20 protein-coding genes are annotated in these 20,318 nt (G+C 65.9%); 6 read left to right on the plus strand and 14 right to left on the minus strand.

The features are described 5' to 3' along the window. Window positions 1-58 precede the first annotated feature (58 nt). Both DUGA2_RS29910 and DUGA2_RS29915 read left to right on the plus strand, forming a co-directional pair. Window positions 59-994, plus strand: coding sequence for a LysR family transcriptional regulator (locus DUGA2_RS29910; protein WP_008450047.1), 936 nt, complete (start codon window positions 59-61; stop codon window positions 992-994). Window positions 995-1,109: 115 nt separating this feature from the next. Beyond that, window positions 1,110-2,849: a PHB depolymerase family esterase gene (locus DUGA2_RS29915; RefSeq protein ID WP_070272986.1), complete on the plus strand. Its 1,740-nt coding sequence runs from the start codon at window positions 1,110-1,112 to the stop codon at window positions 2,847-2,849. A gap of 15 nt (window positions 2,850-2,864) precedes the next feature. On the opposite strand, the gene DUGA2_RS29920 is transcribed toward DUGA2_RS29915, so the two are convergent. Beyond that, a complete protein-coding gene (locus tag DUGA2_RS29920) occupies window positions 2,865-4,937 on the minus strand; it encodes a pyridoxamine 5'-phosphate oxidase family protein (protein ID WP_070272987.1) in 2,073 nt (690 codons plus the stop codon). 13 nt (window positions 4,938-4,950) lie between these two features. After that, window positions 4,951-5,592: a glutathione S-transferase family protein gene (locus DUGA2_RS29925; protein ID WP_070272988.1), complete on the minus strand. Its 642-nt coding sequence runs from the start codon at window positions 5,590-5,592 to the stop codon at window positions 4,951-4,953. A gap of 119 nt (window positions 5,593-5,711) precedes the next feature. On the opposite strand from DUGA2_RS29925, the gene DUGA2_RS29930 reads away from it, so the two are divergent. Continuing rightward, window positions 5,712-6,617: a LysR family transcriptional regulator gene (locus DUGA2_RS29930; RefSeq protein ID WP_070272989.1), complete on the plus strand. Its 906-nt coding sequence runs from the start codon at window positions 5,712-5,714 to the stop codon at window positions 6,615-6,617. 6 nt (window positions 6,618-6,623) lie between these two features. On the opposite strand, the gene DUGA2_RS29935 is transcribed toward DUGA2_RS29930, so the two are convergent. Beyond that, a complete protein-coding gene (locus DUGA2_RS29935) occupies window positions 6,624-7,523 on the minus strand; it encodes a DMT family transporter (protein WP_070272990.1) in 900 nt (299 codons plus the stop codon). Between the two features lie 146 nt (window positions 7,524-7,669). Between DUGA2_RS29935 and DUGA2_RS29940 the strand changes: the two genes are divergently transcribed. Genes DUGA2_RS29940 through panC form a run of 3 tightly spaced genes read left to right on the plus strand, consistent with a single transcriptional unit; the run spans window position 7,670 to window position 9,705 of the window. Then, window positions 7,670-7,879 (plus strand): DUF3460 family protein, encoded by a 210-nt coding sequence (locus DUGA2_RS29940; RefSeq protein ID WP_008450053.1) that lies wholly within the window; start codon window positions 7,670-7,672, stop codon window positions 7,877-7,879. A gap of 20 nt (window positions 7,880-7,899) precedes the next feature. Beyond that, window positions 7,900-8,820 carry a ScpA family protein gene (locus DUGA2_RS29945; RefSeq protein ID WP_070272991.1) on the plus strand — a complete coding sequence of 307 codons (921 nt, stop codon included), beginning with the start codon at window positions 7,900-7,902 and terminating at the stop codon, window positions 8,818-8,820. A gap of 45 nt (window positions 8,821-8,865) precedes the next feature. Then, on the plus strand, window positions 8,866-9,705 hold the full coding sequence (gene panC / locus DUGA2_RS29950) for a pantoate--beta-alanine ligase (protein WP_070272992.1): 840 nt from the start codon (window positions 8,866-8,868) through the stop codon (window positions 9,703-9,705). Here panC and DUGA2_RS29955 read toward each other — a convergent pair. The 11 genes from DUGA2_RS29955 to DUGA2_RS30005 all read right to left on the minus strand — a co-directional run bounded on the left by DUGA2_RS29955 (window position 9,702) and on the right by DUGA2_RS30005 (window position 20,281). After that, the gene (locus DUGA2_RS29955) at window positions 9,702-10,142 is read right to left on the minus strand and encodes a hypothetical protein (RefSeq protein ID WP_070272993.1); all 441 of its coding nucleotides are present in this window, start codon (window positions 10,140-10,142) and stop codon (window positions 9,702-9,704) included. The two genes, panC and DUGA2_RS29955, sit on opposite strands and share 4 nt — an antisense overlap. 63 nt (window positions 10,143-10,205) lie before the next feature. Beyond that, window positions 10,206-11,426, minus strand: a complete 1,221-nt coding sequence (locus tag DUGA2_RS29960) for an EAL and HDOD domain-containing protein (RefSeq protein ID WP_070272994.1) — start codon at window positions 11,424-11,426, stop codon at window positions 10,206-10,208. A gap of 45 nt (window positions 11,427-11,471) precedes the next feature. Next, window positions 11,472-12,119 carry a protein phosphatase CheZ gene (gene cheZ / locus DUGA2_RS29965; protein WP_070273008.1) on the minus strand — a complete coding sequence of 216 codons (648 nt, stop codon included), beginning with the start codon at window positions 12,117-12,119 and terminating at the stop codon, window positions 11,472-11,474. Between the two features lie 2 nt (window positions 12,120-12,121). After that, on the minus strand, window positions 12,122-12,511 hold the full coding sequence (cheY, locus tag DUGA2_RS29970) for a chemotaxis response regulator CheY (RefSeq protein ID WP_008450066.1): 390 nt from the start codon (window positions 12,509-12,511) through the stop codon (window positions 12,122-12,124). 143 nt (window positions 12,512-12,654) lie between these two features. Next, the gene (locus tag DUGA2_RS29975; protein WP_008450068.1) at window positions 12,655-13,725 is read right to left on the minus strand and encodes a chemotaxis response regulator protein-glutamate methylesterase; all 1,071 of its coding nucleotides are present in this window, start codon (window positions 13,723-13,725) and stop codon (window positions 12,655-12,657) included. A gap of 39 nt (window positions 13,726-13,764) precedes the next feature. Then, complete coding sequence (gene cheD / locus DUGA2_RS29980; RefSeq protein ID WP_008450069.1) at window positions 13,765-14,364, minus strand: chemoreceptor glutamine deamidase CheD; 600 nt, start codon at window positions 14,362-14,364, stop codon at window positions 13,765-13,767. Between the two features lie 9 nt (window positions 14,365-14,373). Further along, window positions 14,374-15,243: a CheR family methyltransferase gene (locus DUGA2_RS29985; protein ID WP_070272995.1), complete on the minus strand. Its 870-nt coding sequence runs from the start codon at window positions 15,241-15,243 to the stop codon at window positions 14,374-14,376. A 71-nt stretch (window positions 15,244-15,314) separates the two neighbouring features. Continuing rightward, window positions 15,315-17,045, minus strand: a complete 1,731-nt coding sequence (locus DUGA2_RS29990; RefSeq protein WP_070272996.1) for a methyl-accepting chemotaxis protein — start codon at window positions 17,043-17,045, stop codon at window positions 15,315-15,317. 121 nt (window positions 17,046-17,166) lie between these two features. Further along, complete coding sequence (locus DUGA2_RS29995) at window positions 17,167-17,655, minus strand: chemotaxis protein CheW (RefSeq protein WP_008450076.1); 489 nt, start codon at window positions 17,653-17,655, stop codon at window positions 17,167-17,169. 19 nt (window positions 17,656-17,674) lie between these two features. Further along, complete coding sequence (gene cheA / locus DUGA2_RS30000) at window positions 17,675-19,870, minus strand: chemotaxis protein CheA (RefSeq protein WP_070272997.1); 2,196 nt, start codon at window positions 19,868-19,870, stop codon at window positions 17,675-17,677. 45 nt (window positions 19,871-19,915) lie between these two features. Continuing rightward, window positions 19,916-20,281 (minus strand): response regulator, encoded by a 366-nt coding sequence (locus DUGA2_RS30005; RefSeq protein ID WP_008450079.1) that lies wholly within the window; start codon window positions 20,279-20,281, stop codon window positions 19,916-19,918. Between the last annotated feature and the right edge of the window lie 37 nt (window positions 20,282-20,318).

Here is a 20,318-nt window from a genome sequence, read left to right on the forward strand (position 1 = left end):
GTTTTTCTTACCACTCCGCGCTATCTTGGTGCGCCGGGTTAAGGTATTCTTGTCTGCCATGAACACCCGCTTCCTGGAGACCTTCGTCACCCTCGCCCAGTTGCGCAGCTTCCGCGCCACGGCGCGCGCGCTGCACGCGACGCCGGCCGCCATCTCGCTGCGCATCAAGACGCTGGAGGAGGAGCTGCAAACGGAGTTGATCGACCGCGCCAGCAAGGACTTCCGCCTGACCGCCAACGCCGAGTACCTGCTGGCCCACGCCAAGGCGGTGGTCGACGCCACGCGCCGGCTGACGGCGGCGGCGCAGAAGGACAGCGCGATCCGCGGCCGCCTGCGCGTGGGCGTGATCGAATCGGTGGTCCACAGCTGGCTGGCGCAGTATATCCGCGAGTTGAACACCACCTATCCGGAGCTGGAGGTCGACCTGGCGGTCGACATGAGCAATGTGCTGGAACGCCGGCTGCGCGCGCGCGAGCTCGATCTTGTGATCCAGGTCGAAGGCGTGGAAAGCAGCGACATCGTCTCCGAGGCGCTGGCGGTGTACCCGCTGCACTGGATCGCTCGCAAGGGCCTGGTCGACACGCGCAAGGAAGGCCTGAACCAGCGCCTGCTGGCCCTGCCCATCCTGACCTTCGGGCGCGGCACGGCGCCGCAGCGCATGATCGAGGAGATCGTCAGCAAGATGGCCAACCTGGCGATGGTGCCGCTGGAGCAGACCCGCATCACCTGCTCGCCGTCGGTGGCGGCCATCGTGCAGCTGGTGAAGGACGGCTACGGCGTGGCGGCCATCCCCAGCCTGTTCGTGGTCGATGCGCTCAACAGCGGCGAGTTCATCGAACTGCCGGTGCAGCCGGAGCCGCCGGCCATCATCGTGTCGATGTGCTTTCACTCCAACGCCGAGATGCTGGTGCACGCCGCCGCCAACGCCGCCCGCCAGTCCTGCGCCAGCTACTGCGCGCAGGTCGATCCCCGCTATATCAAGTCGCTGGGCTAATCCCTAAGCCCGTCGCCGCCGCCGCGCAACAGTAGAAATACTGGGGTGCTTGTGCATGGTTTTATTTGCACTATTATCTTCCTGCCGGCGCACCCACACATCACGGAGACAAATCATGGCAATCCACATCAAGCATTTGATGTCGCGTGTGCTCGCCGCTGCGATCCTGCTGCTGACGGTCTGCGCTGCGCAGGCGGTGACTGCCGGCCCCGGCGCCTGGAGCGTGCAGCAGACCTGGGCCGCCGACAGCGTCAACGGCGGCAACCTCACCGGCTACTTCTACTGGCCCGCCTCGCAACCCACGCTGGGCGGCAAGCGCGCGCTGGTGCTGGTGCTGCACGGTTGCCTGCAAACGGCCGGCGGCGACGTGATCAACACCACCGGCGACGGCGGCTTCAATTGGAAGGCCGCCGCCGACCAGTACGGGGCCGTGATCCTGGCGCCCAACGCCACGGGCAACGTCTACAACAACCACTGCTGGGACTACGCCAACACCACGCACACCCGCAGCGCCGCCGGGCACGACGCCATCCTGCTCGACCTGGTCGGCCGCTTCGTCAACGATCCGCAATTGGCCATCGATCCGAATCAGGTCTACGTCACCGGCCTGTCGTCGGGCGGCGGCGAGACCATGGTGCTGGGCTGTCTGGCACCGGACATCTTCGCCGGCGTCGGCATCAATGCGGGGCCGCCGCCGGGCACCACCACGCTGCAGATAGGCGCGGTGCCGTCCGGGTACACGGCCGCCACGGCGGGCAACAAGTGCAAGGCCATGGCGGGCGCCAACGCCGGCGCCTTCGCCACGCAGATCGCCGGCGCGGTATGGGGCACGTCCGACTTCACGGTGGCGCAGGGCTACGGGCCTATCGACACGGCCGGCATGCGCCTGGCTTACGGCGGCAGCTACACCAAGGGCGCCGCCGTGGCGGTGGCCGGCGGCGGCAGCAACATCCCCTACACCGACAGCAACGGCAAGGTGCGTACGCACGAGATCACGGTAAGCGGCATGGGCCACGCCTGGCCGGCCGGCAGCGGCGGCCAGAACGCCAACTACGTCGACGGCACGCGGCTCAACTACCCGGCCTTCGTCATGGACTTCTGGTTCAAGAATAATCTGCGGGCGTCGGCGACACCGGGGCCGGCGATGAGCTCCTGCGGCAGCACGGTGGTCAGCGGCAGCGGCGTGACCATCAGCGGCGCGGGCACGGCCAGCGGCGGTGTCGCCAGCTACGGCGTGCTGCTGAACGGGCCGAGCGCCATCAACGACAACGCCGCCGGCAGCGGCGCCAGCTTCAGCAAGACCTACAACCTGGCCAGCGGCTACTACACCGGCAGCGTCACCGCTACCGACACGCTGGGCCGGGTCTCGACAGGATGCCCGCTGGCGCAATTTCTGGTCGGCACTGCGCCGGTGCTGCAGCCGCCTACGGGCCTTGCGGCCGGCACGCCGACGGCCAGCAGCGTGCCTTTGAGCTGGAACGCGGTCAGCGGCGCCAGCGGCTACAATGTCTATCGCAACGGCGCCAAGCTGACCGCGTCGCCGCTGGCCACGACCGCCTACACCGCCGGAGGGCTCGCGGCCGCTACCACGTACAGCTTTGCCGTGTCGGCGGTGGGCGCTTCCGGCGAGAGCGCGCTGTCGGCGGCGATCAACGTCGCCACCACGTCGGCGTGGACCTGCACCACCGTCAACGCCAGCAACTATGCACATGTACAGGCGGGGCGCGCGCACGACAGCGGGGGCTACGCGCTGGCCAACGGCTCCAATCAGAACATGGGCCTGGACAACCTGTTCTTCAGCAGCGTGCTGGCGCAGACGGCGGCCGGTTACTACGTCATCGGCGCCTGCCCGTGAGCCGCTGCAGCCACACTACAGCGCCAGCGTGAGCGCGGCGCTGCCGACGGCGGGGATCGTGGAGCACAGCAGCACTTGTCCGGGCGCGATGTCGGCGCTGCATTGGCGGGTGTATTCGACCTCGCCGGTCAGCAGGCCGACCGCGCAAGCGCCGCACTGGCCGGAGCGGCAGCTCGCTTCAGCGACGACGCCCTTGGATTCGGCCAGCTCCAGCAGATTGGCCGCGCTGCCGTCCCACAGCGCCGACATGCCCGACCGCGCAAACCGCACCGGCGCGTGCTGCGCATCCCGAGCCCTCGCGGGCGCAGTCTTCGCGGCGCCGGCAGGCGGGATCACGCTGTCGGCCAGCGCGGCATTACGCCGCATGCTGGCCGGACCGAAGGCTTCGAAGCGTATGCGCTGGTCGGCGACGTTCAGGCCGCGCAGGCCGTCGTACATCTGCTGCATGAACGCGGCCGGGCCGCACAGGTAGAAATCGTAGTCGTCGAACGGCAGCTGCGTCTTCAGCCAGTCGATGTCGATGCGGCCGCTGCTGGCCTGCCAGTTGACGATGTCGCCGGCCGCGCCGTCGCCGCCGCTGTAGCGTATGTGGACATTCAGGTTGCGGTGGCCCGCCGCCATTGTCTGCAAGTGTTCGGCAAACGGTTGCTCGTCGCGGTTGCGGGCGCCGTGGAAGAAGTGGATCGCGTGCCGATGCCGCGTGCGGCTGCCGTTCACCAGCAAGCCGTTCAGCATGGCGATCATCGGCGTGATGCCGATGCCGGCCGACAGCAGCACCGCCGGGCGCTGCGTGCCGCGCTCGAAGACAAAGTCGCCGCCAGGCCCCAACAACTCGACTCGCCCGCCCGCAGTCAGATGGTCGTGCAGCCAGCCAGAGACCGCGCCGTCGCGCTTGACGCTGATGCGGTAGCGGCGGCCGTCGGGTGCATCGGAGAGCGTGTAGCTGCGGATGCGCGCAGCAGCGCCGTCCCGCGCTTCGGCGGGCACCCGCAGCGAAATGAACTGGCCCGGCACGTGAGCAGCGACACCCAAGCCATCGGCCGGCTCCAGATAGAACGATTGCACGCTGGCGCTTTCCCGCGCCACTTCGGTGACGGTGTACGGTCGCCATGCGCTGGTCAGCGCGGCCGCCTGTTGCGCGCGGTCGGCTTCCTCCCAGCTGCCGGTGCGCGCCACCTGGGAGGCGGGCTTGGGCGCGCTCCAGCGGAATGGCAGCGCGCCGACGTTGCGCACCACTTCGCGTACATGAAAGCGCAGCAGCTGCTCGGCGCCGGCGAAGGCCTTCAATTGCGGACCTTCCCAAATGATCTCCGCCTCCACCGCCACGTGCAGCATGTCGCCGCTTTCGAAGTCGATGAACAGCAGACCCGCGCGCGGATGGCCCAGCAGGTTGCCCAGCGTGTTGAAGAAGAAGTTGCCGACGAATTCGGGCGACGTCAGCGTGCGCTCGTCGTCCACGCGCACGAAGCCGGGCCGCCCGCCGCGATGCGAGACGTCGACGCCCTGCCCGCGCCCTGCCTGCGCATCCAGATTGGCGCTGGCGATGAAGAAGGTGTCGGCGCGGGCGATCAGCGCACGGTCCTCCGCGCTCAACGCGGCGGCCCTCGACACCTGCGCGACAGGCGCGGCCGCCACCGGCGTCTGCACGCGGTCCTGGATGTACTGCGGGCAGTTGCCGAAGCTCTGCGACACCGCCACCCGCATGCCGCCCGCATCCATCGCCTCGATCACGCCGTTGACGCGGTTGCGCCGCCGCGTGGTGGGCACCAGTCCCAGTCCGCCGAGATGAGCGCCCACCCGCAGTTGGCCCTGCAGCGGATCGCCGGCCAGCATGCCGCCGGCGATGTGCAGCGTGCGCGCATCGGGCGTCGTGATGAAGCCCGCGTCGTTGACCAGCATGGTCGCCCACGGCTGCCCCGCCGCGTCCAGCGCGCCGATGAAGAACAGCGGCAGCTCGCCGAAGAACTGGCGATGCTGGTCCGGCATGTAGTCGCGCACACCGGCAGCGCCGGCGCCGGCCATCTGCTCGCGCACGCCCACGCGCTGCTGGATCGCCAGCTCGCCGGCGTGGAAGGGTGAGGTGTCCATGGCGCGGCCCCGCTTAAGCCGCTTCCGGCGCTTCAGGTGTTTCAGGCGCCACGCCGGCCTGCGTGGCCGGCATCGCCACGAAGCCCGGCAGCGCGCGCACATTGGCCAGCCAGCTGCGGATGTTCGGGTACGGCTTGAGCGACACGCCGCCTTCCGGCGCATGCTCGATGTAGCTGAAGGCGGCGACGTCGGCGATGCTGGCGTGCTCGCCCAGCACGTAGCGGCGGCCGGCCAGCTCGCGCTCCAGCACGTCGAACAGGCGCGTGGAGATGTCCTTGGCCCGCTCGTGATCCAGCGGCGCGCCGAACACCGTCACCAGCCGCGCCGCGCACGGGCCGTAGGCGATCTTGCCGGACGCGGTGGACAGCCACTGCTGCACCCGCGCCGCCGCCACCGGCTCGCGCGGCAGCCAGCGGCCGCTGTCGTCGTAGCGCGAGGCCAGGTAGACCAGGATCGCGGTCGAATCGGCCAGCGTCAGCTCGCCATCCTCCAGCACCGGCACTTCGCCGAACGGGTTGCGCGCCAGATGCTCGGGCGAGCGGTTCTGGCGGGCGCGCATATCGATCTCGACAAACTCGTAGGGCAGCTTCAAGAGGCTGAGGAACAGCCGTACGCGATGGGTGTGGCCGGACAGGGTGGCGCCGTAGAGTTTCATGGTGGTTTCCGTCAGAGTGGAGAGATGGCCCAGTATAAGCAGCCGTCATCGTGCTGATAAGCTGGACAAAAACAGAATCTGAGTTCACTCTAGGTGGACAATCATTACCACCGCCCGCCATGGTCGAATTAAACAACGTCAACCTGAACCGCCTGATCACCTTTGTCGCCGTCGTCGACGCCGGCTCGCTGACGGCCGCCGCCGAGCGCCTCGGGCTGGCCAAGTCCATGGTCAGCAAGCACATGCAGCTACTGGAGGCCGAGGTCGGCGTCGGCCTGCTGCTGCGCTCCACCCGCAAGCTGGCGCTGACCGAAGCCGGCCGCGCCTTCTACGACGCCAGCCGCCAGCTGCTGCAACAGGCCGGGCAAGCCATCGAACAAGCCCGCAGCAGCCGCGACATCCCGCAGGGCACGCTGCGCGTGGCGTCGCCGATCGATTACGGTGTGATGGTGGTGGCGCCGCTGCTGTCGCAATTGCGGGCGCGCTATCCGGCGCTGAAGGTGGAACTGGTGTGCGGCGACGGCCTGATCGACCTGATCGCCGAGGGCATCGACGTCACCGTCCGGCTGGGCAAGCTGGCCGATTCCGGCTACATGGCCGCGCGCGTGGGACGGCTGCGGCGCTGGCTGGTGGCCAGCCCCGCCTTCGTCGCCCGCCACGGCATGCCGGACGCGCCGGAAGCGCTGCCCGCCCTGCCCTACATCGCGCTGACGGTGTTGCAGCAGCCGCAGAGTTTCACGCTGGAGCACGCGGACGGCCGGCAGCACGCGGTGCGCATGCTCAATACCGTCTTCGCCACCAACACCGCCACCGTCTGCCGGGCCGCCGCGCTGGCCGGCGACGGCGTGCTGCGGGCCACCGAGTTTTCAGTGCGGGAGGACTTGGAGGCCGGCCGCCTGGTGCGGCTGCTGCCGGCGTGGACGCTGCCGGAAAGCGATATCCACGCGGTGTTCCCCGCCTCGCCCCACCTGCCGCAAAAAGTGCGGGTGTTCATCGATGCACTGAAGGAGGCCGCCGGCGATTGATCAGCGTCAGCGCCGCGCCGACACCACGATGCCGGCGACGATCAGCCCGAACGCCGTCGCGTGGTAGCCGTGCGGCGCCTCGCCCAGGAAGGCCGACGACAGCACGGCCGTGAACAAGGGCGTCAGGTTGACGAAGAAGGCGCCGATAGAAGGCCCCGCCGCCTGCACGCCCTCGCCCCAGCAGCGGAAGGCGATCACCGCCGGCCCCACCGCCACGTACAGCAGCGCCGCCGCCAGCGTCCAGCTCCACTGCACCGGCGCCGCGCCCAGCGCCTGCTCGCCCAGCGCGAAGCCGCCCGAGCACAGCACGCCGAACGCCACCTGCGCCAGCAGGAAGCCGGCCCAGTCGGCGCGCAGCGCGGCCGGTTCGCGCACCCGCATCAGCAGCCAGCTGTAGAACGACCAGGCGATGGTGGCCAGTATCATGAACAGATCGCCCGCCACCAGCCGCAGCTCCAGCACGTGACGCCATTCGCCGCGCGCCAGCACCAGCAGCACGCCGGCGATCGACAGCGCGGCGCCGGCCACCTGGCGCCGGCTGACCGGCACGCCGAAGAACAGCCAGCCGGTCAGCATCATCCACACCGGCATGCCGGAGGCGACCAGCGTGACGTTGATCGGCGTCGAGGTTTGCAGCGCCATGTATTGCAGGGTGTTGTACAAGCCGATGCCGAACAGGCCCAGCAGCGCGTATTGCTTCCAATAGCGCCACAGGCCGGCGTCGCGCCGGAACACCGGCCCGGCCAGCGGCCACAGCAGCGCGAAGGCGATCACCCAGCGCAGCAGGTTCAGCAGCACCGGCGGCAGCTGGTCGTGCACCAGGCGGCCGACAATCGAGTTGCCGGCCCACAGCAGCGGCGGCAAGGTCAGCAGGAATACGGTGCGGGGCGTCAGACGGGTGCTCATCGGGTATTTTTACGCGGAAACTATGCAATATTGCAACTTGAGCATAGCCGATTCCGCCATTTCCCGCTGGCCGCGAGCGATAGCATTAGCGCCCGGCCGCCACGGCGCGGTAAAATACCCGTTGCTGATCCACCCACTTAGAAAATATGAAACTCTCTAAACAACATTCGATGTACGAATCCGAGCACACCCTGTTCATCAAGGCGCTGAAGGAAAAGAACCCGGGCATGGAAGCTGGCCAGCAACAAGGCCGCGCGCTGCTGTGGGATCGTCCGCCGGTATCGCTCGATGAGCAGGAGCGCCAGCTGAAATCGGCCATCAAGCAACAAGCCTACGTCTACCAGAACAAGGTCTAAGCATCCCCGGGGCGGCAAGCATGTTGCCAGACGATATGGCTGAAGTCCAGCCGCCAGCAGCCGACGGCGTCCTCGCCGAGGCCGGGGCACAGCCGTCGCCCGAGGCGGCGGAGCTGGCCACGGCGGCCGCGGCGGTCGAGGCGGCGGCCGTCACCACCGAGGTGGCCGCCCTCGCCCGCCTGTACGGCGAGCCGCTGCTCAAGCTGCCCAACGATCTGTACATCCCGCCCGACGCGCTGGAAATCTTCCTCGACGCCTTCGAAGGCCCGCTGGACTTGCTGCTCTACCTGATCCGCAAGCAAAACTTCAACATCCTCGACATTCCGATGGCGCAGCTGACGCTGCAATACCTGAAATATGTCGACCAGATCCGGCTGTCCAACCTGGAGCTGGCCGCCGAGTACCTGCTGATGGCGGCCATGCTGATCGAGATTAAATCGCGCATGCTGCTGCCGCAGCGCCAGTCCGAGCTCGACATCGAGAGCGACGACCCGCGCGCCGAGCTGGTGCGCCGCCTGCTGGAATACGAGCAGATCAAGCTGGCCGCCTACGACCTGAACACGATCCCGCAGCTGGACCGCGACTTCGTCCGCACCCAGATCTTCATCGAGCAAAGCCTGGTGCCGACCTGGCCGGACGTGGAGCCTATCGACCTGCAGCAAGCCTGGCTGGACGTGCTCAAGCGCGCCAAGCTGACCCAGCACCACAAGATCAGCCGCGAGGAACTGTCGGTGCGCGAGCACATGACCGGCATCCTGCGGCGCCTGCAATCGAGCCGCTTCGTCGAGTTCGCCGACCTGTTCGACGGCGCCGGCGGCGTGCCGGTGGTGGTGGTGAACTTTGTCGCGCTGCTGGAGCTGGCCAAGGAAACGCTGATCGAAATTACCCAGGCCGAACCGTTCGCGCCCATCTACGTGCGGCTGGCCTACTCGCCCGCCTGACGGCAGGCGCCCCTGAATTCCCTTTACGCTCATAGCGACCATGTCATGAAAATCGTCACCTCCATAGAAGAACTGCGCGACCAACTCAGCGGCCAACTGCGCACCGCTTTCGTCCCGACCATGGGCAATCTGCACGAGGGCCATCTGTCCCTGATGCGCCTGGCGCGCAAGCACGGCGACCCGGTGGTGGCGTCGATCTTCGTCAACCGCCTGCAGTTCGGCCCGAACGAGGACTTCGACAAATACCCGCGCACCTTCCAGGCCGACGTCGAGAAGCTGGAGAAGGAAGGCGTGTACGTGCTGTTCGCGCCGACCGAAAAGGATTTGTACCCGGAGCCGCAGGAATTCCGCGTGCGTCCGCCGGACGACCTGGGCAATACACTGGAGGGCGAGTTCCGCCCGGGCTTCTTCACCGGCGTGACCACGGTGGTGCTCAAGCTGTTCTCCTGCGTGCAACCGCGCGTGGCCGTGTTCGGCAAGAAGGATTACCAGCAGCTGATGATCGTGCGTAATATGAGCCGCCAGTTCGCGCTGCCGACCGAGATCATCGCCGCCGAGACCTACCGCGCCGACGACGGCCTGGCGCTGTCGTCGCGCAATATGTACCTGTCGCCGGCCGAGCGCGCCGAAGCGCCGGCCCTGTACCAGAGCCTGAACTCGGTCGCGGCCGAGGTGCGCTCCGGCCACCTGGACATCTTCCAGCTGGAGCACAAGGCGATGGACGACCTGGCCCAGCGCGGCTGGAAGCCGGACTACATCTCGATCCGCAAGCGCATCGACCTGCAGCCGCCGAGCGCCGGCGACCTGGCGCAAGGCACGCCGCTGTTGGTGCTGGCGGCCGCCAAGCTGGGCTCGACCCGCCTGATCGACAATCTGGAAATTTAAGGCTTGGGCGGCGGCGCCGCGGGCACGGGCGTCGCCGGCAGCACGCTGACGCCCTGCGGCGTGACCTGGATGATGACGGCCGGCACTGCGGCGGCCGGCGCCACCAGCGGCGCGGGCGGCTGCGCCTTGGGGATCGCGTTATTCAGCACGAAGGTCATCACCGTGACGACGATGGTGATCCCTGCGGCAAGCACGCCCACCATCCATTTGACCATCTGCGAGGTGGCCCGTTCGAACGCGCTTTCGATCTTGGCTTCCAGCGCCGCGCGCATCTCCACCATCATCGCAATGATGGCTTCAAGCTTGGCGTCGGTGGCGGCGAAGCGGGCATCGACAGCGCCGAACTTGGTATCCATCTTGCCGTCGATCGCAGCTAGCCTGGCGTCGTAACTCTCCACCTTGGCGTCAATATAGTCTTTGTCGGAATTCGAGTTCATACGCCGATAATCCGCCCGACAACCCGCCTTGTCAACGCCCGCACGGACGCCGTTTGCGACGGGTCAGGCGGCGACGTTTTGCGCCCAGGCCAGCGCGGACAGGTGGGCCTGGTTGACGTCTTCCGGGCTCAGCTTGAGAGAGGCGGCCAGCGAGGCCACCAGGTCGGAATTGAGTTCGCAAGCCTCGGCCAGCGCCAGGTAGGGCCCGTACTTGCCGCTGCGCGTCAGCAGCGCCGCCACCACGTCGTCGGACAGCTGGATGTTAGCCAGCACTTCCTGCATGCTGATGCCCAGCAGCCGGTCCAGCAGCGAGAACATGCCTGCCACGAAGACGTTTTCCGCCTCGCTCTTGCCCAGCGCGCCGACCGCCAGCAGCTCGGCCAGGCGGCCGCGCACCACCGCCGTCTCCAGCAGCACCGGCGAGTAGCCGGAGGTGCTGGCCGTCGCCAGCAGCAGGGTCAGCCAGCGGTACAGCGGCGTGTAGCCCAGCAAGGTCAGCGCCTGCCGCAGCGACTGGATCTCGCGCCCGGCGCCGAAGCCGGCCGAGTTGATGAAGCGCAGCAGCTTGTACGACAGCGTGGCGTCGCGCTTGAGCACCGCCTCCAGCTGGGCGATGTCGGCGTTCTGCCGCACCATCTGCATCAGCTGCATGATGATGGCCTGGGCCGGATTCAAGCCCTTGCTGTCGGTGCTGGGACGGGGCGTCAGGTGCAGCTTGCCGACGAAGGCGTTCAGCCCCAGCGCGGCGCAGGCGTCGAAGTCGGCCCAGTTGCTGACCGGCCGCGCCACCATGCCCACCGCCGACTGCTTCAGCGCGGCGTAGGCGCGTGCCTGAGTGCCGACGTCGGCGCCGGAAAAGCGCACTTCCACGTACGAGGCGATGGTCGGCAGGCGGCTGCCGATGCGGGCCAGGTCGGCCTCGCGCAGCAGGATGCCGACGCCGCCGGCGCGCAGCGCCTGCACGGCGGCCAGCGTGTCGGGATGGGCCAGTTCGGAAGTCTTGAGCGAGAGGACGGTGCGTTCCGGCGGCAACTGATGCAAGGCATCGGTCGACAGCATGGCCGGCACCGCTTCGAGGAAAAGGATTTTGTCGCGCAAGGCCCAGTTGCCGTCGGCATCCAGCACCTGGCCGGCGACGAAGGCCACCAGCGCTTCCAGCTCGGCGGGCGAGGACGGCGCCTGCCCCTGCTGCTGCCGCTGCCGCTGCCAGCAGATCTCATACCCAACCACCCGCTGCTTGGGGTCCAGCAGCGGCTCACGAACGAGAAAATTGGTCTGATGCATGATGCTCGTATGGGAGGAGGCCCGCGGCGAACGGGCCGGTACAGATCAAAAGCCCAGACTATCCAGCAAGTCGTCCACCTGCTCCTGGTCAGCCACCACGTTCTCGCGGGTCGGATCGATCTGCGGTCCGTTCAGCAAGCCGTTGTCGATTTCCTTCTTCATCTGTTCAGGCGCAAAGTCGATCAGCATCTGCACCAACTGCTTTTCAAGGTTTTGCGCGATCGAGGTGACTTTCTTGATCACCTGCCCGGTCAGGTCCTGGAAGTCCTGCGCCATCATGATGTCCATCAGATGCGCCTTGGTCTGCGAGGTGCCGGCGGTGGCGCCGTCCAGCGCGGCGATGGTCTGCTGCGCCAGCGCGCGCCATTGCGCGTCGGAAGCGTCGCCGGCCAGCAAGCCGTTCCAGGAAGCGCTCAGCTGCCTGGCGTCGCCGGCGATCTGGTCCTGCAAGGGACTGGCGGCGTCGGTGGCGTTCAACACTTTCTGCGCCGCGTCTTCGCTGAGCCGCGCCACATAATCGAGGCGGTCACGGGCGTCGGGGATATCCGACGCCGCTTTTTCTATCAATTTATCCAGACCCAGGCCGCGCAGGCTTTCATGCAAGGCCCGCGTCATGTGGCCGATACGCGACAAAAACTCCTCATTCGGCTCCACCGCAGTGCCTGCGATGGCGCCGTTTTGTTGCTCAACCATCATCAAGCTCCGAGTTTCTCGAAGATCTTGTTCAGTTTTTCATCCAGCGTTGCAGCGGTGAAGGGCTTGACCACGTAGCCGTTGGCGCCGGCCTGGGCCGCCGCGATGATGTTTTCCTTCTTGGCTTCTGCCGTCACCATCAACACCGGCAGCTTGGCCAGCGCAGGATCGGCACGAATGTTTTGCAACATCGTCAAGCCGTCCATGTTCGGCATGTTCCAGTCGGACACGACGAAGTCGAACGATTCGGCACGCAGCTTCGCCAGCGCCATCACGCCATCCTCTGCCTCGTCGACATTGGCATAACCCAGTTCCTTCAACAGATTCCGGACAATGCGGCGCATCGTCGAAAAATCGTCAACGACTAAAAATTTCATCTTTGGATCAGCCATGAATTACTCCGTTGTTTCTCTACGCGGTTGTTAATAGTGTCTACAATTGCCAGCAAGTTGTAGGATAGCATTTTCGTTGCTTTAAGGCGAACAAAGTAGCAGTAAAACGTCACACTTGACGATTTAAAGCGCATTTGCTCCCGTCATACCCGCAATGCGCGCATGCCGTGGGCCGCCAGATAGCCCAGCACCATGCCCGGCAGCGCTTGCAAGGCCCCGACTTCGTGGGCGGCGCCGACCGCGATCGCTTCGCGCGGCATGCCGAACACCACGCAACTGGCCTCGTCCTGGGCAAAATTATACGCGCCGGCGCCCTTCATCTCCAGCATGCCGGCCGCGCCATCCTTGCCCATGCCGGTCAGGATAACCCCAACCGCGTTTTTACCGGCGCACTGCGCCGCCGAACGGAACAGCACGTCGACCGACGGCCGGTGGCGGTTGACCGGCTCGGCCTGGTCGATCTTGGTCATGTAGTTGGCGCCGCTGCGGGTCAGGTACAGGTGCGAGTGGCCGGGGGCGATGTAGGCGTGGCCCGGCAGCACCCGCTCGTTGCCGGCCGCTTCCTGCACCGAGATCTTGCACAGCGAATCGAGGCGCTTGGCGAACGAGCGCGTGAAGCCTTCCGGCATGTGCTGGGTGATCAGGATGCCCGGGCAGTCGGACGGCATCTGCATCAGGAATTCGCGGATCGCCTCGGTGCCGCCGGTGGAGGCGCCGATGATGATCAGTTTTTCCGACGAGGTCAGCGGATTGCGCAGCTGCGGCAATGGCGCCTGGCCTTCGGCGCCGGGCTGCGGCAGGGTGCGGGCCCGCACGCGCGCCTTGGAGGCGGCGCGTATCTTGTCGGTGATCAGGTCGGTGTACTCGCGCATGCCGGCCTGGATCGAGATCTTCGGCTTGGTGACGAAGTCCACCGCGCCCAGCTCCAGCGCGCGCATGGTGATCTCGGAACCGCGCTCGGTCAGCGAGGACACCATCACCACCGGCATCGGTCGCAATCGCATCAGTTTTTCGAGGAAATCGAGGCCGTCCATTTTCGGCATCTCGACGTCCAGCGTCAGCACGTCGGGGTTGGTTTGCTTGATCAGCTCGCGCGCGACCAGCGGGTCGGGGGCGACGCCCACCACCTCCATGTCGGGCTGGCTGTTGATGATCTCGCTCATCACGCTGCGGATCAGCGCGGAATCGTCGACGATCAGGACTTTGATCTTCATAAAAAGCTACTTTCCGGGCAAAAGGCCCCACTACTTACATTAAAACAGGTCGATATCGCCACCCACCGGCGCTTTCTTCAGGCGGCTGGCGTACTCGATTTCGCGCTTGGCCAGCGTGTCGTTATGGGTCTGCATCAGTTTCTTGACCAGCACCTTGCCGGTGCGCGGGAAGAAGTACACCTTGCGCGGGTGGATGTCGTTCAAGTCTTCGGCCACGACGCGGATTTTCTCGACCTTGAGGAAGTTCAGCACGAAGGCGGCGTTGCGTTCGCCGACGTTGATGGCGGTGAAGCCTTTCAGCACGGCGCCGCCGCCGAACACCTTGGCCTCCATGTTCTCGCGCTTGGCGCCCGCCTTGAGCAGGTCGTTGATCAGGATCTCCATCGCGTAGGTGCCGTAGCGGGCCGAGGCCGACACAGGGCTGCCGTTGTCGCCGCCGCCGTCGGGCAGCATGAAGTGGTTCATGCCGCCCAGGCCGGTCACGCGGTCGCGGATGCAGGCCGACACGCAGGAACCGAGCACCGTCACGATCAACATGTCCTTGTTGGTGAAGTAGTACTCGCCCGGCAGTATCTTGGCGGCTTCGCAGTCGAACGTTCTATCGTAATAAACGTTCGTGGCAAATTGTTCGAGGTCCATGTTTTACTCTCATGTGCGTTGCGATGCTTTTTGAGCAGCGCCACGGTGTTGTTCGTCCAGCTCGTACACCGTCTTGCCGCGTAGTTTGAGCGACTCCGACACGTAGAGGAAATTCTCCGAATGGCCCGCAAACAGCAAGGCGTCCGGTTTCATCAATGGGACAAAGCGGGACAGGATTTTACGCTGCGTGGCTTTGTCGAAGTAAATCATGACGTTGCGGCAAAAGATCACGTCGAACTGGCCGCTCAGCGGCCAGCCGTCGGCCAGCAGGTTGAGCGGCTTGAAGGTGATCATGTTGCGCAGCTCGGGCCGCACGCGGGCCATGCCCTCGCGGTCGCCCTTGCCTTTCAGGAAGAAGCGGCGCGAGCGCTCCGGCGACATCTTGTCCAGCCGGTCCATCGAATACACGCCGTTGGCGGCCGTGGCCAGCACATTGGTGTCGATGTCGGTGGCGATGATGTGGCAGTTGGGCGTGAGCGTGTTGAACGCTTCGCACACGGTCATGGCGATCGAATACGGTTCTTCGCCGGTCGAGCTGGCCGAGCACCAGATGGTGATGGGCTCGCGCTTGTGCTTGATGTGCTCGGCCAACAAGGGGAAATGGTGGGCTTCGCGGAAGAACGAGGTCAGGTTGGTGGTCAGCGCGTTGGTGAACGACTCCCATTCCTCGCCCAGGCGGCCGGCCTCCAGGTCGTCCAGGTACTTGGCGAAGGAGGCGATGCCGGTGGCGCGCAAACGCCGCGCCAGGCGGCTGTACACCATCTCTTGCTTGCTGTCGGCCAGCGAGATGCCGGCCCGTTTGTAGATCAGGCCGCGGACGCGTTCGAAGTCCTTGGCGTTGAAATCAAACTCTTTGACGGTGTCTTTGGTTTGCGGCATGTTCTGTATTCCTTAATCTAAACTAACAATGCCTGCGGCGACGTCCCGCAGGGGACGCCGCTTGCTGCTGCTTAAAACTCTTCCCATTCGTCGCCGGCGGCCGGGGCCGAGCTCAGCTTCTTGGGCGCGGCCGGCTTGGCGGCGGCCACCGCCGGGCGCGCGGCCACGGCAGGGGCGCGCTGGGCCACCGGCGCGGCCGGACGGGCCGGCGCCGACGGCGCCGCCGCGCGCGCGGCCGGGCGACGGCCCGACTCATCGTTCGACAGCTTGAAGATGCTGACCGCCTGCGCCAGCAACTCGGCCTGCTCCTGCATGCTCTCGGCCGCCGCGGCCGCTTCTTCCACCAGCGCGGCGTTCTGCTGGGTCATCTCGTCCATCTGGGTGATGGCCTGGTTGACTTCCTCGATGCCGTTGCTCTGTTCCTGGGTGGCGGCGGTGATCTCGCCCATGATGTCGGCCACCTGGCGGATCGACGTGACGATCAGGTCCATGGTCTGGCCGGCCTCGTCGACCAGCTTGCTGCCGGCGTCGACCTTGTTGACCGAATCGCCGATCAGTTCCTTGATTTCCTTGGCGGCGCCGGCCGAGCGCTGCGCCAGGTTGCGCACCTCGGAAGCGACCACCGCGAAGCCGCGGCCCTGCTCGCCCGCGCGCGCCGCTTCGACGGCCGCGTTCAGCGCCAGGATGTTGGTCTGGAAAGCGATGCCGTCGATCACGCCGATGATGTCGACGATCTTGCTGGAGCTGGCCTTGATCGAGCCCATGGTTTCCACGACCTGCGAGACCACGGTGCCGCCCTTTTCCGCCACCGACGAGGCGGTCACGGCCAGCTGGTTGGCCTGGCGGGCGTTGTCGGCGTTTTGCTTGACGGTCGAGGTCAGTTCTTCCATCGACGACGCGGTCTCTTCCAGCGAGCTGGCCTGCGATTCGGTGCGGGCCGACAGGTCGGCGTTGCCGGAGGCGATTTCCTGCGACGCGGTCGAGATCAGCTCGGTGCCGGTGCGGACGTCGCCGACGGTCTTGGCCAGGCTGTCGTTCATGTCCTTCAGCGCCTGCAGCAGTTCGCTGGTCTCGTCCTTGCCTTCGACGTAGACTTGCGAGGTCAGCTCGCCGGCCGCCACTTTTTGCGCGACTTCGACCGCGCCGGCCAGCGGGCCGGTGATCGAGCGGGTGATGACGGCGGCGCAGGCGATGCCGATCGCCACCGCGATCGCGCCCAGCAGGAACAGCATCATCATCAGGCTGCGGTCGGCCGTGACCGAGCCGGCCATCACATCCTTGGCGGCGGCCTGCTGCATGTCGACCAGCTTGTTGATCAGGGCCAGCGTCTGCTGGTTGAGCGGGTCGATGCGGCCGGAAATGACCTTGGCCGCGCCTTCGCTGTTAAACGCCAGCACCTGGCCGATGGCCTCCTTGAAGGCCTTGTCGGTGTCGGTGTCGAGCGCGGCGATATCGGCCAGCACTTTCTTTTCGGCGTCGTTCAAGCCCTGCGCCTTCAGGCTGGCCAGCGCCTTGTCGTAGCGGGCGCGCTGGTCCTTGACCTTTTGCTCTTCCTTCTGCATCAGGCTGACGTCGGACTGCAGGCCGATGTTGCGCATGGCGATGCCGGTTTCCAGCATCGCGCTCTTCATGATGCCCGCCTCCAGGTTCTTCTCGGTCGCCAGCTCCAGGCCGCCGGTCAGCTTGCTCTTGTTGCTGTAGTTCAGGTAGTTGGTCATCAGGACCATGACCACCAGGATCAGCAGAATGCTGCCGAAGCCGATGCGCAGCCGTGCGCCGATTTTGAAGTCGCGTAAATTCATGTGGTTTCTCCCCTATTGCTGTCTGTTCTATTTGTCCGCCGGGTACGGCCTGCGAACCCCGTATCGTTGTGTTCGTTGCGGCGCGCACTCTGCCGGGCGCTGCCGCGTGCTGCTGCCCGGCCTAGGCCGCCAGCTGTTCCATCAAGCCCATCTCGGCGCTCGACATCAGCTTGTCGATGTTCACCAGGATCAGCATACGCTCATCGATGGTGCCCAGGCCGATCATGTAGTCGGAACTGAAGGCGGTGCCCATTTCCGGCGACGGCTTGACCTGTTCGGGCGTGAGCGTGGTGACGTCCGACACCGAGTCCACCACCATGCCGACGATGCGGCCGCCGATGTTGAGGATGATGACCACGGTGAACTGGTCGTACACCGGCTCGCCCAGGTTGAACTTGATGCGCATGTCCACCACCGGGATGATGATGCCGCGCAGGTTGATCACGCCCTTGATGAACGCGGGCGCGTTGGCGATCCGGGTCACGGTTTCGTAGCCGCGGATTTCCTGCACCTTCAGGATGTCGATGCCGTATTCCTCCGAGCCCAGCGTGAACGCCAGGTATTCGTGGCCGGCGATCTCGTTTGCCCCGGTGGTTAGTACGTCTGCCATGATGGTTTCCTTGATGGGATTAGCTAAAAATCTGTTCGTCAGCGAGCTGGCGGGATGAGCGTATCAATGCGGCGACGTCGAGGATCAGCGACACGCCGCCGTCGCCCAGGATGGTGGCGCCGGAAATGCCGGCCACCTTGCGGTAATTCGATTCCAGGTTCTTGACCACCACCTGCTGCTGGCCGACCAGGTCGTCGATGAACAGGCCGGCCTTGCGGCCGTCGGTCTCGATGATGACCACGATGCCCTGGCAGGGATCGGTGAAGCGCGGCGCGATGCCGAACATCTGGTACAGCGGCACCAGCGGCAGGTATTCGCCGCGCACCTTGATCACCCTGCCCTTGCCGGAAATTTCCTTGACGTCTTCCGGCGCCGGCTGCAGCGATTCGATGACAAAGCCCAGCGGCAGGATGTAGACTTCCTCGCCGACCCGGATCGACATGCCGTCCAGGATCGCCAGCGTCAGCGGCAGCGAGATCGAGATCGTGGTGCCGAAACCCTTGGCCGAGCGGATGTCGACCACCCCGCCCATGGCGGTGATGTTGCGCTTGACCACGTCCATGCCGACGCCGCGGCCGGAGACGTCGGTCACTTGCTCGGCGGTCGAGAAGCCCGGCGCGAAGATCAGTTGCCAGACTTCGGCGTCGCTCATGTTCTCGTGCAGCGGCAAGCCGTTCTGCTCGGCCTTGGCCAGGATGCGTTCGCGGTTCAGGCCGCCGCCATCGTCCGACACTTCGATGATGATGTTGCCGCCCTGGTGGGAGGCCGACAGGAACAGGCGGCCGGCGTCGCTCTTGCCGGCGGCGCGGCGCACCTCGGGCATTTCGATGCCATGGTCGATGGAGTTGCGCACCAGATGGGTCAGCGGGTCGACGATGCGCTCGATCAGGCCCTTGTCCAGTTCGGTCGCGGCGCCGTTGGTGATGAAGTCGACCTTCTTGCCCAGCTTGGCCGCGAGGTCGCGCACCATGCGCGGGAAGCGCGAGAACACGAAGTCCATCGGCATCATGCGGATCGACATCACCGCTTCCTGCAGGTCGCGGGTGTTGCGGGTCAGCTGGCTCACGCTATTGAGCAGGCGCTCGTGCACCATCGGGTCCAGCGTGTCGACGCGCTGCTCGATCATCGCCTGCGTGATGACCAGCTCGCCCACCAGGTTGATCAGCTGGTCGACCTTTTCGATCGACACGCGGATCGACGACGATTCGGCGCCGGGGCCGGGACCGCCCTTCTCTTCCTTCTTGGCGGCTTTCTTTTCCTCTTCGGCGGCTTGCTGCTGCACGGTCGGCGCGGCCTCGGCGACGATGCCGGCCGCCGCGCGGATTTGCTCGACCGGCTGGAAGAAGCCATAGCCCTGCGCATCCTCGGCGCCGGCCTGGGCGGCGGCGCGGATCTCGTCGAGCGGCTGGAAGAAGCCGTAGCCCTCGCCACCCTTGGCGGCCGGATGCAGCTCGGTCTCGTCGAAGAAGCCATAGCCCAGCGCGCTCTCGACCTTGGAGCGTTCGGCGTTTTCCAGCTTGGCCTGCCTGGCGTCCAGCGCCGGCAGTTCGGTGACGACCATGTCGTCCGGGTTCAGCACGAAGGAGCAGATGGCGATGATGTCGTCCAGGCTCTCGTGGGTGGTGACGACCATGGCGTTGCGGTCGTGGTCCAGCGGCGTGATCGAGACGTGGCCCATCAGGCCCAGCTCGGCGCCCAGGGCCGTCACTTCGCGGTGCACCATGGCCGGCAGTTCCAGCCGGTAGCGCCGTCCGCCGCTGTGGTCGACCGCCTTGGTCTCGCCGGCGTGGAACGATGGCGCCACATGGGCCATGGCCGCCAGCGGCACGTCCTGCGCCAGCGACTGCAGCATCATGCGCACGTCGCCGACCGCGTCCTGGTCGACGGCCGCGCCGTGGCGGTGGCCGTCGAGCTGCATCTTGAGGATGTCCTTGGCCGCCAGGAAGGCGTCCACATGCTCGGAGGTCAGCGCCATCTCGCCCTTGCGGATGCGGTCCAGCAGCGTTTCCAGGATGTGGGTCACTTCCGTCATGTCGGTGACGCCAAACGTGGAGGCGCCGCCCTTGACGGAATGGGCGGTGCGGAAGATCGCGTTCAGATCCTCGGGGTCCGGCTGCTCGACGTTGACGGCCAGCAGCAGCCGTTCCATTTCCGCCAGCAGTTCCTCGGCCTCATCGAAAAAGACCTGGAAAAACTGGCTTATATCGATGGTCATGGGGATACTCCGTAAGTTTCGCTTAGCATCATTGCACGCGCCTTATCAGCCGATGACCTTCTTCACTACCTCGATGAGCCGCTGGGGATCGAAAGGCTTGACCAGCCAGCCGTTGGCGCCGGCGGCGCGGCCCTTGGCTTTCATCTCGTCGGACGATTCGGTGGTCAGCATCAAAATCGGCGTCTTCTGGTAGGCCGGCAGTTCGCGCAGCAGCTTGATCAGCTGCAGGCCGTCCATGCGCGGCATGTTCTGGTCGGTCAGCACCAGGTCGACGCTTTGCAGCTTGGCTTTTTCCAGGCCGTCCTGGCCGTCCACCGCTTCCACCACCAGGTAGCCGGCCGCTTTCAGGCTGAAGGCCACCATCTGGCGCAGGGAACTGGAATCATCAACTGCAAGTATTGTCTTGGCCATCTTGGTTCTCACTCTTATCAATGCGGACGGGGTCCGT

Source organism: Duganella sp. HH101 (assembly GCF_001758795.1).
Lineage (GTDB): Bacteria > Pseudomonadota > Gammaproteobacteria > Burkholderiales > Burkholderiaceae_D > Rugamonas > Rugamonas rivuli.